The organism is Micromonospora sp. NPDC000668 (genome assembly GCF_042897975.1).
Classification (GTDB): Bacteria; Actinomycetota; Actinomycetes; order Mycobacteriales; family Micromonosporaceae; genus Micromonospora.
The window spans coordinates 1197705-1212331 of sequence record NZ_JBIAYP010000002.1 but is presented as its reverse complement, the minus strand read 5'-3'; the positions used below and the strand labels follow the sequence as shown (position 1 = coordinate 1212331).

Here is a 14627-nt window from a genome sequence, read left to right as displayed (position 1 = left end):
CCGACGGGCGCCGCTCCCGCGATCGGGGGCGGCGCCCGTCGTACGGGTCGGCTCCGGTCAGTCGATCAGGCCCTCGGCGCGAGCCCACCGCAGCAGCTCCGCCTCAGCGGCGTCGCGGTCCAGCGGGCCGTGCTCCAGGCGCTGCTCCTTGAGGTGCTTCCACGCCCGCCCCACCACCGGTCCCGGCGGTACGCCGAGCAGCTCCATGATCGCGTTGCCGTCGAGGTCGGGGCGGACCCTGGCCAGGTCCTCCTCGGCCTCGATCCGGGCGATCCGCTCCTCCAGCGCGTCGTAGTCGGCGGCGAGCTGGGCTGCCTTGCGCCGGTTGCGGGTGGTGCAGTCCGAGCGGGTCAGCTTGTGCAGCCGGGGCAGCAGGTCACCGGCGTCGGCGACGTAGCGACGCACCGCCGAGTCGGTCCACTCGCCCCGCCCGTACCCGTAGAAGCGCAGGTGCAACGCGACCAGCGCGGTCACCTTCGCGGTGACCTCCTTGGGGTACCGCAGCGCCTTCATCCGGGCCTTGGTGAGCCGGGCGCCGACCACCTCGTGGTGGTGGAAGCTGACCCGGCTGTCGGAACCGACCGCCTTGGTCGCCGGCTTACCCACGTCGTGCATGAGGGCGGCCATCCGCAGGATGAAGTCGCAGCCGTCCTCCTCGAAGGAGACCGCGTTCTCGACGACCGTCAGCGTGTGCTCGTAGACGTCCTTGTGCTGGGCGTGCTCGTCGATCTCCAGCTTCAGCCCGGTCAGCTCCGGCAGGAACCGCTCGGCCAGCCCGGTGTCGACCAGCAGCCGCAGCCCGGTGATCGGGTCGGCGCCGCAGAGCAGCTTGGTGAACTCGTCGCGGATCCGCTCGACGGTGATCCGGTCCAGGTCGACGGACATCCGGCTCATCGCCGAGTGCACGTCCGGGTGCACGGCGAAGCCCAACTGCGCGGCGAACCGGGCGGCCCGCAGCATCCGCAGCGGGTCGTCCCCGAACGACTCACCGGGGGTGCTGGGGGTACGGATCACCTTGGCGGAGAGATCATCCAGCCCGCCGTGCGGGTCGGTGAACCGGTGCTCCGGCACGCTGACCGCCATCGCGTTGATGGTGAAGTCGCGGCGCTTCAGGTCCTCGGTGAGGTTGGTGCCGTACACCACCACCGGGTTGCGGCTGACCTGGTCGTACGACTCGGCGCGGAAGGTGGTGATCTCCAGCCGGAGGCCGTCGCGCTGAGCCCCGATGGTGCCGAACTCCCGGCCGGTCTCCCAGATCGACTCGGCCCAGCCCTTGATGATCCGCAGCGTCTCGTCCGGGTGCGCGTCGGTGCAGAAATCGAGGTCGTCCCCGAGTCGGCCGAGCAGGGCGTCCCGTACCGAACCGCCCACCAGGTGCAACTCGTGACCGGCGCGGACGAACCGGCGGCCCAACTCGTCGGCGACCGGGGAGACCCGGAGCAGTTCGGCGACGGCGTTGCGCTGCGCAGCGGTGAGTTCGCGGCGGTCGGCGGCGTGGGAAGCGGAGGCGTCGGACATGGGATCGCCAGCCTATCGGGCAGGGCCCGCATCCCGTCCGCCGGGCGCGGGTAACGGGTACCGGTTGACTATGGTCTGTGACGTGCGGGTCGGTGCCCGGCTCGACGTACCCCTTGGAGGCTGGAGATGAGCGGCGGGCTCTACCGCAGCGCGAACGCCGCGCACGACGGCGGGCCCGGGGCCGGCGGGCGCCCGGGGGACGGCGCCACGTTCATCTCCGCCGAGCCGTTGAACCAGCCGGCCATGGAGTCGACCGCGCCGCCGCAGGAGCAGGTGGCCGAGGCGAGTGCGGCGACCAACAGCGCGGTGATGGCGATCGGCAGCCTGGTCAGCCGGGGCACCGGCTTCCTGCGCACGTTGGCGCTGACAGCAGCGCTCGGCGGCGCGCTGGTCGGTGACGCGTACACCACCGCGCAGATCCTGCCCGGCATGGTCTACGAGTTCCTGCTCGGCGGCATCCTCACCAGCGTGCTGATCCCGGTGCTGGTCCGCCGGCGCCGGGCCGACGCCGACGGCGGCCAGGCGTACGCCCAGCGGTTGCTGACCCTCGCGGTGCTGACCCTCGCCGCGGCGGCGGTGGTGGCGGCGGCGTCCGCGTCGCTGCTGACCAAGCTCTACGCCAGCGACAACACCGGGGACGAGTACCAGAGCCTGGTCACGGCGCTGTCGTACCTGATGTTGCCGATGATCTTCTTCACCGGCCTCAGCGCGCTGATCAGCGCGGTGCTCAACACCCGGGGGCATTTCGCCGCACCGATGTGGGCACCGATCCTGAACAACATCGTGGTGATCGCCACCGCAGGGTTGTACATCGCGATCTTCGGTGCGGAGATCATCCGCCCCGAGCAGATGACCACCGGCCGGATCCTGCTGATCGGCGGCGGCACGCTGCTCGGGGTCGCGATCCAGGCCGCCGGGCTGCTGCCCTCGCTGCGCAAGGTCGGCTTCCGCTGGCGGTTCCGGTTCGACTTCCGCGCCCTCGGGCTGCGCGAGCTGGGGCGTCTCGGCGGCTGGATGTTCTGTTACGTCGCGGTGAGCCAGGTCGGCCTGATCGTCCTGTTCAACCTGCTCAACCGAGCGGGCAAGGAGAACGCCGCCGGCCCACTCATCTACAACAACGTGTTCCTGCTGCTGATGATGGCGCACGGCATCATCGCCGTCTCGATCATCACGGCGCTGATGCCCCGGATGAGCGCGGCCGCCGCCGACGGCCGGTACTCCGACGTCGCCGCCGACCTGTCCCGGGGCACCCGCACCGTCTCGGCCGTGCTCGCACCGATCGCGGTCTGCTACGCGGTACTGGCCACTCCACTGGCCGTGGCGCTGTTCCGCTACGGCGCGTTCAGCGACGAGAACGCGGCGGACACCTCGCTGGTGCTGCTGCTCGCGGCGCTGGCGCTGGTCCCGTTCGCGATCAGCCAACTCTTCACCTTCGCCTTCTACGCCCTGCCGGACACCCGCACGCCAGCGCTGATCAACATTCCGGTGGTGGCGTTGCGGATCGGCGTGCAGGTTGTGCTCTACGTCGCCTTCGCCGCCCACTTCGCCGCAGCAGGCATGATGATCGGCAACGCCGTCTCCTATCTGGCTGCGGCATTCGCCTCCGCGTGGCTGCTGCGGCCCCGGATCGGGCGGATCGGATTGGGCGCAATCCTGCGCACCCTCGGCCGGGTGGCGGTCGCCGCGTTGGGTTCCGCGCTGGTCGGGTTGTTGGTGGTGAGCCTGCTGCCCGGTGGCGACACGCCGAGCTGGATGCAGGCCGTGGTGCAGCTCGTGATCGGCGGCGCGGTGATCGGCGGGACCTACCTGGGGCTGGCCACGCTGCTGCGGATCGGGGAGATCACCGAGGTGGTCGGCATGGTCCGCCGCCGATTCGGTCGCTGAGCGCAACAGTCCACACACGAAGAGTTGGCGTTGTACGGACCGTAACCGCGGATCATCAGGGCTGGGGACGCGCTTGTGGATAACTCCGCGATTCGCCGGTCAGCAAGCGGATCGGCCTGTGGATAACCAACCGTACGGCTGAGCGTGCCGGCCCGTTCGGTGGGAACATGGCGGTTGGCGGGAGCGCCACCCCGAGGTTCGGCCCCGGCGTCGGTCACTTGCGGTGAAGCCGTAGATTGGCTAGTACATGTGCCAGCAACGTGGCTGACAACGGTCGTAACCGGACGACTCTCCCGACTCCCGGCACCCCGCCGGGCACGGCGGGAAGATGACATGTCGGAGAGACGGGCAACCCGGGTAAGGTCGCTCTCGACGGGTACGGCAGGCGCCGACGCTGCGCGTCGACACCGGTCGGCCGGTTCCTTCGACGGCAGAGCGGGAAGCCACATGCCCAGCAGTTCGGGTCCATCGATCGGCACGATCACCGAGGGAGGACGGGTGACCCAGGTCGGCGAGGGTCAGGAGGCGGACGAGAGCGCTCCGCCGGTCATGACCTTCGGTGCTCCCACGGCCGGTGAAATCCTCGCCGAGCGGTACGAGTTGGTTGAGCACATCAACAACGACAGCGCGGGTCGGCTGGTCTGGCGCGGAGTCGACGTTATCCTGCGCCGCCCCGTCGCGGTGGTGCTGCGCTACCCGGGTGGCGACTCCGCCACCGAAATGCTCCAGGCCGCCGTCGCGGCCAGCCGGGTCATCCACCCCAACCTGGTCGGCGTCTACGACGCGATCGACGAGGCCGAGCGGGCGTACGTGGTGCGCGAGTGGGTGGACGGTCAGTCCCTGCGCGACCTGGCGACCGAAGGTCCGCTGGACCCGGCCCGGGCCACCGCGATCGGCAACGCCGTCGCGAGCGCCCTCGCCGCGGTGCACGCCACCGGAATGGTGCACGGCAACGTCCACCCCGGCACGGTCATGATCAGCGCCGAGGGCCGGGTAGTGCTGGCCGACGCGCGCACCGACGGCGCCGACAGCCAGGAGAACGACATCCGGGCGGTCGGCGGCATCCTCTACTTTGCCCTGACCGGGCACTGGCCGCACGCCGAGGCACCGCTGCGCGGCGCCACCGCCGGCCACGGCCGGGCCGCCATCCCGGACGCGGTCCGGGACGCCAGTGGCGGCATCGCGGCACCCCGCCAGGTCCGGGCCGGCGTGCCCGCGTACCTGGACGACCTGACCATGGACCTGCTCGACGCCGAGATCGCGCCGCCGTCGTCGGACGTGCTCGCCGCCGAGCTGGCGCGGCTGGACGTGCCGGCCGAGGAGGAGCACTACCTCGACAACAGCGGGCCGCTGCGGTTCGCCGCCGACACCGAGGAAGAGCCGTCTCCGCTGGCCGCGGCGGGCGGTCGCAAGGTCGCCGTGGGCATCGCCGGCCTGCTGGCGGTCGCCCTGGTCGGTCTGCTGATCGGGATCAGCGCGCTGGGCGACGACAAGGAGCCGCAGAACAACGCGGCGGCCACGCCCACCTCCACGGCCCCGGCCGGTGAGACGACCCCGGCCGCCGCCACGGTGCGCAAGTTGACCGTGAAGGGCGTCCGGATCATCGACCCGGACAGCAAGAACCGCAGCGAGGTCGACGGCGCCAACAAAGTCATCGACGGTGACGAGGACAAGGGCTGGGAGACGGAGACGTACAACCGCCCCAACTTCGGCAATATCAAGAAGGGCATGGGGGTCTGGCTCGATCTCGGCGAGCAGCACAGCGTCAAGTCGGTGCAGGCGGTGCTCTCCGGGACCGGTGCATCGGCCCAACTGCTCTCCGGCACTGCCAACCCGCCGTCGACGTCCAGTGGCGACAAGCAGCTCGTCGCGGGCTACAAGACGCCGATCGGGCAGCCGTTCGAGGAGCACGACGGCACCACCATGACGTTCAACGGCTTCGACGCCGACCAGAAGTACCAGTACCTGCTGTTCTGGATCACCGAGCTACCCCCGTCCGAGGGTGGCTTCAAGCTCGGGGTGCAGGAGATTACGGTCCAGGGTTCGTGAGCCGGGCAGCACGATCCGGGCACCGCATCCGCTGGACGCGGTGATGAACGGGCGCGACGCCGCAACGGACCTGGAGTTGCTGCGCGCCCACGTCGACGGGGACCGGGACGCCTTCGCGGTGCTGTTCCACCGGCACCGTGACCGGCTCTGGGCGGTTGCCCTGCGGACGCTCGGCGACCGCGAGGAGGCCGCCGACGCACTCCAGGACGCCCTGCTGTCCGCGCATCGGGCCGCCGGCCGCTTCCGGGGTGACTCGGCCGTCACCACCTGGCTGCACCGGATCGTGGTGAACGCCTGCCTGGACCGGATCCGACGCCGGCAGGCGCACCCCACCGTGCCGCTGCCCGACGGCACCCGGACCGAGAGCGGGTCGCGCACCGGGGGCGTGGAGCCGGCCGCACCGGCACAGGACCACGACACCGCGTTGGTCGTCCGCGAGGCGCTTGCCGCATTGCCCTTCGAGCAGCGCGCCGCCCTGGTGCTGGTGGACGTGCAGGGCTACCCCGTCGCCGAGGTGGCCCGCATCCTCGGTGTCGCCGAGGGGACGGTGAAGAGCCGCTGTGCCCGAGGCCGGGCCCGGCTGGCGGTGCTGCTCGGACATCTCCGCCCGGCCGCCGGCGGGGGGACGCCATCGGCCCACCCGGGCCCGACCGGCACGGTCGCAGACGTGCCCGGCGTCACCAAGGGGAACCCCCGCCCTGCGGAGGGCGTCGGATCGGGGTCGGGCCGGTTCAGGCGGGACGCCAATCAGGAGGACACGTGACGACCGAGGGGTTCAGGGAGGTCGACGACGACCTGCTCGCTGACTACCTCGGCGGGGCGTTGGACGGCACGTCGCAGCAGGCGGAGGTCGCTCGGCTGGTGGACGCGGACCCGGCGTGGGCCCAGGCGTACGCCCTGCTGGCTTCTGCGGTGACGGAGGTTCGCGCCGACCTCGCCCGGTGGGCCGAGCCGTCCCCGGAGCTGCCGGCGGCGCTCGCCGAACGGCTCGCCGCCGCGCTGGCCGCGGCGGACCCGGTGCTCGACGGCGCAGCGGCCGACGAGGACCCCACCGGCGGTACGCCCACGGTCGAGCCGGATCCGGACACCGCCACTCGGGTGGTCGTTCCGGCACAGGGCGGCAGCGGTCCCGGCCGCCGACCCAACGGCCCCTCCCCGACCCAGTCGGGGGGCGGCACACCCACCGGTCCCGGTCGCCGGCGGCGACGCTGGGCCCGGCGCGGCGCGCCTGCGGTGGCGGTCGCGGCCGTCGCCGTCATCGCGGTGGGACTGGGGCTCAATCAGCTGTCGATGAACGCCTCGGACACTGCCGGCACCAGCGTCCTGAACCAGCCGGCCAGCGCGCCCGAGGGCGCGGCGGCGGCCGGTGCGGTACGCACCACCGGGCCGGCACTGCGCAGCGGTACGGACTACACGCCGCAGACGCTCGCCGATGCCGATGCCGATGCCGAGCCGTCCGACGGTCAACGGACCAGCAGTGCTCCGGACGGGCAGCCCGGGGTGGCGGCCGAAGGTGGCCGTCGACCCACGCCGAGCGGCCTGGACCAACTGGCCCGGTTGACCGACGAAGCCGCGTTGACCACCTGCCTGGCCGACGTGGCCGCCGAGCACGGTACCGCCCCGCTGGTGGTCGAGGTGATCGACTACGCGGAGTTCCAGGGCGAGTCAGCCCTGGTGATCCGGTTCACCGACGCGGCCGGGGGCCGTTGGGCCTGGGTGAGCGGCCCGGAGTGCGGGGTCCCCGGGTCCGGCTCGGACAAGCGGTATTCGGCGCGGGTAGGGTGAATCCGCGGTCACTGGCGGGATGACCGTCCACGTGACCTGACCCACCGGATGCCCGTCTCGGGAATCCCCGGTTCGTACGATGACGTTCTGGAAGTCAGTTCCGGCGACCCTAGGCGTCGGACTTGGATCGGCATCGGTGCGCGCCGAAGCCGAACACACACAACTCGGGAGACGGCAGTGGACGAGGTCCGCAACCTGATCATCATCGGCTCCGGGCCGGCCGGTTACACGGCGGCCGTCTACGCCGCCCGCGCCAACCTGAAGCCGCTGATCATCGAGGGCGCGCAGTCGGGCGGCGCGCTGATGACCACGACCGAGGTGGAAAACTTCCCCGGCTTTGCCGACGGCATCCTCGGCCCCGAGCTGATGGACAACATGCGCAAGCAGGCCGAGCGGTTCGGCGCCGAGTTCCTCACCGACGATGTGACCCGGGTCGAGCTGGTGGACACCGGCGACGCCGGCGCCGACGCGGTGAGCACCGTCTGGGTCGGCGAGACCGCCTACCGTGCCCGCGCCGTCATCCTCTCGACCGGTTCGGCCTGGCGCCCGCTGGGCGTCCCGGGCGAACAGGAGTACCTCGGCCACGGCGTCTCCTCGTGCGCCACCTGTGACGGGTTCTTCTTCCGCAACCAGCACATCGTGGTCGTCGGCGGCGGCGACTCGGCGATGGAGGAGGCCAGCTTCCTCACCCGCTTCGCCGAGTCGGTCACCATCATCCACCGGCGCGACTCGTTCCGGGCCAGCAAGATCATGGCTGACCGGGCGCTGAACAACGAGAAGATCAAGGTTGAGTGGAACAGCACCGTCGAAGAGATCCTGGGCGCCGACGGCAAGGTCAGCGGCGTACGGGTCCGCAACGTGCACTCCGGCGAGACCAAGGTGTTGGACGTGACCGGCGTCTTCGTGGCCATCGGCCACGACCCCCGCAGTGAGCTCTTCCGCGACCAGGTCGAGATGGACGACGAGGGGTACGTCAAGGTCCAGGCCCCCAGCACCCGGACGAGCGTGCCCGGTGTCTTCGCCGCCGGCGACGTGGTCGACCACACCTACCGTCAGGCGATCACCGCGGCCGGCACCGGTTGTGCCGCCGCGCTCGACGCCGAGCGGTTCATCGCGACGCTCAGCTGAAACAACGAACACATCCCGGAGGAGGGGCATAGTGGGAAATACCAAGGCGGTCACGGACGCGAGTTTCGTCGCTGACGTGCTGCAGGCCGACAAGCCGGTTCTGGTGGACTTCTGGGCCGAGTGGTGTGGGCCGTGCCGCAAGGTGTCGCCGCTGCTCGAGGAGATCGCGGGCGAGATGGGTGACCAGGTCACCATCGTCAAGCTCAACATCGACGAGAACCCGGAGACCGCCCGGGCCTACCGGGTGATGTCGGTGCCGACGCTCACCGTGTTCAAGAACGGCCAGCCGGTGCAGTCGATCGCTGGTGCCAAGCCGAAGGGCGAGCTGGTCCGGCTCATCGAATCGGCCCTCTGACCAGCAGAAACGTCACCGAACCCCGTACCCGGTCGCCGGGTGCGGGGTTCGCTGTCTTCCGGGCCACGCCGTCGGGAGTTTTTCCAGGCCGAGCCACCTCGCCGCCCCGGAACGCATAGCCTCAAGCCTGGGCCGCCCGGCCAGCCAGCATCGTGCAGAGGGGGTCGTGCGTGCGTCCGATCCGATCCGGTGACCGGGGACCCGCGGTCACGGAGATCCGTACCATCCTCACCGGCCTCGACCTGCTCACCTCCACCGCCAGCCCAGCCGTCGACGAGTTCGATCTCGACACCGAACGTGCGGTCCGCGCGTTCCAGCAGTCCCGCGGGCTCAGCGTGGACGGCCGGGTCGGGTCGGAGACCTGGTGCGCCCTGGACGCCGCCCGCTGGAGGCTCGGCGCCCGCACCCTCTACCACGCGGTCCCCGAGCCGCTCACCGGCGAGGACGTCCGGTCGCTCCAGGAGCGACTGCTGGAGATGGGGTACGACGTGGGCCGGGCGGACGCCATCTACGGCATCCGGACCTCTCGGGCGGTCGCCCAGTTCCAGCGCGAGGTCGGTCTCACCCCGGACGGCTCGTGCGGGCCGCACACCATGAACGCCCTGCGCCGGATCGGCCGCAAAGTCGTCGGTGGCCGCCCGCAGTGGCTGCGCGAGTCCGACGCGATCCGGCAGTCCGGGCCGGCGCTGGTCGGCAAGACGGTCGTCATCGACCCCGGCCACGGCGGCACCGACCCGGGCATGGTCGTACCGGACGGGCCGCTGCGCTGGACGGAGGCCGACCTGGTGCACGACCTGGCCAGCCGGCTGGAGGGGCGGCTCGCCGCGTCCGGGGTGCGGGTGCAGCTCACCCGGGGTCCGGCGCCCGACAGTTGCCTGCCGGACACCGACCGCGCGCTGCTGGCCAACTCGCTCGGCGCCGACGTGTTCATCTCACTGCATCTGGACGGGCACGCCAACCCGGACGCCGAGGGCGTGGCGACCTACCACTACGGCACCAACAACGGTGTGACCTCAGCGACCGGTGAGCGGCTGGCCGGTCTGGTGCAGCGGGAGATCGTCGCGCGGACCGGGCTACGGGACTGCCGTACCCACGCCAAGACGTGGGACCTGCTGCGGCTGACCCGGATGCCGGCGGTACGGGTCGAGGTCGGCTACCTCACCTCGCCGGCGGACCGCGCCCGCCTGATCGATCCCCGATTCCGGGACCGGGTGGTGGAGGCGATCGTGGCTGCGGTGCAACGGATGTACTTCCCAATCGAGCTAGACGTGCCGACCGGCTCGATCGACGTGAGCGAGCTGCGGGCGGTGGTGACCGCCGGCACGGTGGTCGACTGAGACCGGTCGACACGGCGCTGCCGGCGGGCTCGGTCAGCCGCCCGTGGAGCGGGTTGCCGGGGCGGGGCGGACCGGACGGAGCAGGGTGTCCGGGCTCATCGAGCCGAGCAGCTTCTCCAGCGCGTACTCGACGTCGGACTTCCAGCTCAGCGCGGTGCGCAGCTCGAGCCGCAGCCGGGGAAACCGCGGATGCGGACGTACGGTTTTGAAGCCGACGGAAAGGAAGAAATCAGCCGGCGCCACGCAGCCGCCGGCAGGGTCGTCCGCGTCGCCGAACTTGGCGTCGCCGAACGCCTCGATCGCCTTGATCCCCCGCTTGGTCAGGTCCCGGGCGACGCCCTGCACCAGCATCCGGCCCAACCCGCCGCCAGCGAACGCGGCAACCACGTTGGCGGTCATCAACAGCGCCGCGTCAGCGGAGACCGGGGAGGTGGGGAAGGCCATCGAGCGGGGCACGTAGGCGGGCGGGGCGTACATCACGAAGCCCGCCGGCATCCCGTCGACGTACGCGAGCTTGCCGCAGGAGCCCCACTCCAGCAGCGTCTGGGAGACCCACGCCTCCTTCTCCAGGCCCGGATCTCCGGCAGCGCAGGCCCGGTCGGCGGAGACCGGATCCAGCTCCCAGTAGACGCACTGCCGGCACGGGCGAGGAAGGTCTTCCAACGTGTCGAGGGTCAGGCTGACCAGACGTCGCGACATATGGCGCATCCCCACAATAGGCTCGGTGGTAGACCGGCATGGAACGACAGCGCCGCCTTCCTGCCCCCGACGAGCGATCGTACGCCGCCGATCGACGGTACGGGAGGGGACGCGCAGATGCCCACCGCACCGGGGGACAGCGGGGATGGTCCGGGATGTGGGCGGTCCGTCTCCGCAGGCCGGCAGCCTGGCTCCGGCGGGCTAGGATCGACAATCGGTGTCCCCGCCGCCATGGTCGCCAGCGTCCGGGGTACCCGGGGCGGGAGCCACCCGAGCAGCGATCGAGGTGAGGTCATGACCGGCACGACACTCGACGACTACACCGACCGGTACGCCCGGCGGGTACGCGGGATGACCGCCTCCGAGATCCGAGCACTCTTCGCGGTGGCCAGCCGGCCGGAGGTCGTCTCGCTCGCCGGTGGGGCGCCGTACATCGCCGCCCTGCCCCTCGACGCGGTCGGCGAGATGCTCGGCCGGCTCGGCTCCGAGCACGGCGTGACCACCCTCCAGTACGGCATCGGTCAGGGCACCCTCGAGCTGCGCGAGCGGATCTGCGAGGTGATGGCGCTCTCCGGGATCGACGCCGGATGCGGCGCCTCACCCGAGGACGTGGTGGTCACCGTGGGCGGCCAGCAGGCGCTGGACCTGGTGGCCCGGCTCTTCCTCGACCCGGGTGACGTGGTGCTCGCCGAAGGGCCGACGTACGTCGGCGCGCTCGGGGTTTTCCAGGCCGCGCAGGCGCAGGTGGTACACGTCCCGATGGACGCCGACGGGCTGATCCCGGAGGCGCTGGAGACGGCCATCGCCGACCTGGCCCGGGCGGGCCGGCGGGTGAAGTTCCTCTACACGATCCCCACCTACCAGAACCCGACCGGCGTGACGCTCAGCGAGGAGCGCCGGGAACGCGTCCTCGACATCTGCGAGCGCGCCGGCCTGCTGGTGGTCGAGGACGACCCGTACGGCCAACTGGGGTTCGAGGGCGAGGCGCCGGCGCCGTTGCGCGCCCGCCGCCGGGACGGGGTCTTCTACCTCAGCACCTTCTCCAAGACCTTCGCTCCCGGGCTGCGGGTCGGCTGGATCCTGGCGCCGCACGCGGTCCGCGACAAGCTGGTCATCGCCAGCGAGGCGCAGATCCTCTGCCCCAGCGGCTACGCCCAGGCCGCGGTTGCCACGTACCTGAGCACCATGCCGTGGCGGCAGCAGCTCAAGGTCTACCGCGAGGTGTACCGCGAACGCCGGGACGCCATGCTCGACGCGCTGGCCGACCTGATGCCGGAGGGCACCAGCTGGACCACGCCAGCCGGCGGCCTCTTCGTCTGGGCGACCCTGCCCGACGGTCTCGACTCGAAGGCCATGATGCCGCGCGCCGTCGCCGCCCGGGTCGCCTACGTGCCCGGCACCGGCTTCTACGCCGATGGCACCGGCACCGGCACCATGCGGCTGAACTTCAGCTTCCCGCCGCCCGAGCGGATCCGTGAGGGCGTCCGCCGGCTCGCCGGCGTGATGGAGCAGGAGATCGCGATGCGCCGGGTCTTCGGGTCGCCCGGCGGCGCCGCCGGGCGACGCGGCAGGGCCGGTTCCGACGTGCCAGGACCCGACTTGGCATGATGCCGGCATGGGTACGACCGCTGCCGAGCGCTTCCTCGTGACCGATTCCCCCGTCGCGTCCGACCTGCACGTGCTGGTACTCGCCGGCGGGCTCTCCTACGAGCGGGACGTGTCGCTGCGGTCCGGTCGGCGGGTGCTCGACGCGCTGCGCGCCGTCGGGGTGGAGGCCGAGCTGCGGGACGCCGACGTGGCGCTGCTGCCGGCGCTGGCCGCCGACCCGCCGGACGCGGTGGTGATCGCACTGCACGGCGCCACCGGCGAGGACGGCTCGCTGCGCGGCGTGCTGGACCTGTGCGGCATCCCGTACGTCGGCTGCGACGCCCGGGCCTCCCGGCTCGCCTGGGACAAGCCCTCGGCCAAGGCGGTGCTCCGCGAGGCCGGCATCCCCACTCCGGACTGGGTGGCCCTGCCGCACGACCGCTTCTCCGAGCTGGGTGCGGTGGCCGTACTGGACCGGATCGCCGACCGGCTGGGCCTGCCCCTGATGGTCAAGCCGGCACAGGGCGGCTCAGGGTTGGGCGCCGGAGTCGTCCGGGACGCCGCGTCGCTGCCGGCCGCGATGGTCGGGTGCTTCGCGTACGACTCCACGGCCCTGGTGGAGCGCTACGTGCCCGGCATGGACGTGGCGGTCTCCGTGGTCGACCTCGGTGACGGGCCCCAGGCGCTGCCGCCGGTGGAGATCGTGCCCCGTAACGGGGTGTACGACTACGCCGCCCGTTACACCGCTGGGCGGACCACGTGGCACGCCCCGGCCCGGCTGGACCCGGAGGTGGCCGCCACAGTGGCCGACGTGGCCCTCGCCGCGCACACCGCGCTCGGCCTGCGGGACCTCTCCCGGGTCGACGTGATCGTGGACGCCTCCGGTCAGCCACACGTGCTGGAGGTCAACGTCTCGCCCGGCATGACGGAGACGTCGCTGCTCCCGCTCGCCGTACAGGCAGCCGGCCTGGACTTCGGTCGACTCCTCGGCTCCCTCGTGACCCGGGCAGCCACTCGCCGCACCGCCACCTGATCTCGGCGACGCCGCACTCAACTGCCCCGCTGCGAGACCGACTGACCTGGTCATGAGGTTGGCGGGCAGCACACCCCCGGCGACCGCCGCCAACCTCCTGGCCAGGCCGACGATCAGCGGGTGGTGCGCACGTCCTTCGGTGCGCTACGGCCGTCAGTGGAACCGATATTGGCCGCCGGAGTGGCGGGCGGGGTGTCGACTGCCGCTGCCGCTGCCGTAACGGTGCCGCTGTCGGGGGCGGTCGGGTTTGCGGTGTCGTCCGACGGGCCGGAGTCAGTCGAGGCCGGTTTGGCGGCGTCGTCCCCGGAGTCGAGCACTGAATCCGCGGCCGGCATGGCAGCCGGGGCTGCGGCCGCGGGTGTCGGGACGATGCCGGCCGTGGGCGCGGCTGCGGGACCGGTATCGGCGTCCGTGCCGCCGTCTGCGGGATCGGTGTGCGGGGTGGATTCGGGTGCCGGCTCGGGGATCTCCTCTGCCGCCTCGATGACCGAAACGGCCTCCGCCTCGGCCGCGGCGGCGTCCGCAGCGGCCGACTGGGCCAGCAGGCTTGACGGTGCCTGCCACTGGATGCGGGGCGGCTCAGCGAGCGGCCGCCCACCGAACTCAGCGAGCCAGGCGGCGACGAGCGCCAGATTTTCCCGCCACTGCGCCTCGGAGATCGGCGGCAGGATCGAGTCCCACAGAGACAGGAACGTGCCCCGCAGCTGAAGTCGGCCGTACGGCCGGGCGAGGAACCACATGTGCAGATGGGCTGAGCCATCGCCCCACCGGTTGACATGCACCCGCGCCACGCCGTCCAGGGAACGGATGGCCCGCTCCAGACGTACGGTCATCACGCCCAGCTCGGCGGCGAGCAGGTTCGGCAGGTCACCCAGATCGAGGTGGGTCCGGGATTCCAGGATGAGCACCATGGGCAGGCCGGTGGGACGGTCCATGGCACGTACGCGCCACCGCTCTCCCACCCAGATGTAGGCGTCGTCGGGCGCGTTGCAGGCGGTGCATTCCCGGAGGCCCTCGCCCTTGCGTGGCGGTTCGACCGGGACCGGATCGTCGAGCTGCTTCACGCGGAGGTCACCCTCGAAGGGGAACGAGGGCCACTGGGTGAAGTCCGGGACTGAGGGAGGGGTGTCGTGCACGACGCTGACCCTAACCGAGTCTGGCACCGCTGTCCCCACCTGTTTGATCGGTCTGGGCCACCCGGATCAGTGTTCATCGTCGATCGACGTACGGGGCACGGCCGCCACGATCCGGC

General features: G+C 71.6%; 12 protein-coding genes. 9 read left to right on the top strand and 3 right to left on the bottom strand.

What is annotated here, in order from left to right; all coding sequences use genetic code 11:
• Positions 1 to 57 precede the first annotated feature (57 nt).
• Positions 58 to 1518 (bottom strand): CCA tRNA nucleotidyltransferase, encoded by a 1461-nt coding sequence (locus ACFY29_RS15190; RefSeq protein WP_386986249.1) that lies wholly within the window; start codon positions 1516 to 1518, stop codon positions 58 to 60.
• 126 nt (positions 1519 to 1644) lie between these two features.
• Between ACFY29_RS15190 and murJ the strand changes: the two genes are divergently transcribed.
• The 7 genes from murJ (at position 1645) to ACFY29_RS15155 (ending at position 10056) form a co-directional block, all read left to right on the top strand.
• Positions 1645 to 3402 (top strand): murein biosynthesis integral membrane protein MurJ, encoded by a 1758-nt coding sequence (murJ, locus tag ACFY29_RS15185; RefSeq protein ID WP_386986246.1) that lies wholly within the window; start codon positions 1645 to 1647, stop codon positions 3400 to 3402.
• 447 nt (positions 3403 to 3849) lie between these two features.
• Positions 3850 to 5451 carry a protein kinase family protein gene (locus ACFY29_RS15180; protein WP_386986243.1) on the top strand — a complete coding sequence of 534 codons (1602 nt, stop codon included), beginning with the start codon at positions 3850 to 3852 and terminating at the stop codon, positions 5449 to 5451.
• Between the two features lie 43 nt (positions 5452 to 5494).
• Positions 5495 to 6214: an RNA polymerase sigma factor SigM gene (gene sigM / locus ACFY29_RS15175; protein ID WP_386986240.1), complete on the top strand. Its 720-nt coding sequence runs from the start codon at positions 5495 to 5497 to the stop codon at positions 6212 to 6214.
• Entirely contained in the window at positions 6211 to 7236 is a 1026-nt protein-coding gene (locus tag ACFY29_RS15170) for a hypothetical protein (protein WP_386986237.1), read from the top strand. Before sigM ends, ACFY29_RS15170 begins: the two co-directional genes overlap by 4 nt.
• Positions 7237 to 7413: 177 nt before the next feature.
• Entirely contained in the window at positions 7414 to 8364 is a 951-nt protein-coding gene (gene trxB, locus ACFY29_RS15165) for a thioredoxin-disulfide reductase (protein WP_328421993.1), read from the top strand.
• A 31-nt stretch (positions 8365 to 8395) separates the two neighbouring features.
• Positions 8396 to 8719, top strand: coding sequence for a thioredoxin (gene trxA, locus ACFY29_RS15160; RefSeq protein WP_007453873.1), 324 nt, complete (start codon positions 8396 to 8398; stop codon positions 8717 to 8719).
• A gap of 170 nt (positions 8720 to 8889) precedes the next feature.
• Positions 8890 to 10056 (top strand): N-acetylmuramoyl-L-alanine amidase, encoded by a 1167-nt coding sequence (locus ACFY29_RS15155; RefSeq protein WP_386986232.1) that lies wholly within the window; start codon positions 8890 to 8892, stop codon positions 10054 to 10056.
• A 33-nt stretch (positions 10057 to 10089) separates the two neighbouring features.
• Here the strand turns inward: ACFY29_RS15155 and ACFY29_RS15150 are convergent, their stop codons facing one another.
• Complete coding sequence (locus tag ACFY29_RS15150; protein WP_328421998.1) at positions 10090 to 10755, bottom strand: GNAT family N-acetyltransferase; 666 nt, start codon at positions 10753 to 10755, stop codon at positions 10090 to 10092.
• 294 nt (positions 10756 to 11049) lie between these two features.
• Between ACFY29_RS15150 and ACFY29_RS15145 the strand changes: the two genes are divergently transcribed.
• Both ACFY29_RS15145 and ACFY29_RS15140 read left to right on the top strand, forming a co-directional pair.
• Positions 11050 to 12363 (top strand): PLP-dependent aminotransferase family protein, encoded by a 1314-nt coding sequence (locus tag ACFY29_RS15145; protein WP_386986229.1) that lies wholly within the window; start codon positions 11050 to 11052, stop codon positions 12361 to 12363.
• A gap of 7 nt (positions 12364 to 12370) precedes the next feature.
• Positions 12371 to 13375, top strand: a complete 1005-nt coding sequence (locus tag ACFY29_RS15140) for a D-alanine--D-alanine ligase (protein WP_386986226.1) — start codon at positions 12371 to 12373, stop codon at positions 13373 to 13375.
• 113 nt (positions 13376 to 13488) lie between these two features.
• On the opposite strand, the gene ACFY29_RS15135 is transcribed toward ACFY29_RS15140, so the two are convergent.
• The gene (locus ACFY29_RS15135) at positions 13489 to 14511 is read right to left on the bottom strand and encodes a hypothetical protein (RefSeq protein ID WP_386986223.1); all 1023 of its coding nucleotides are present in this window, start codon (positions 14509 to 14511) and stop codon (positions 13489 to 13491) included.
• Positions 14512 to 14627: the final 116 nt, after the last annotated feature.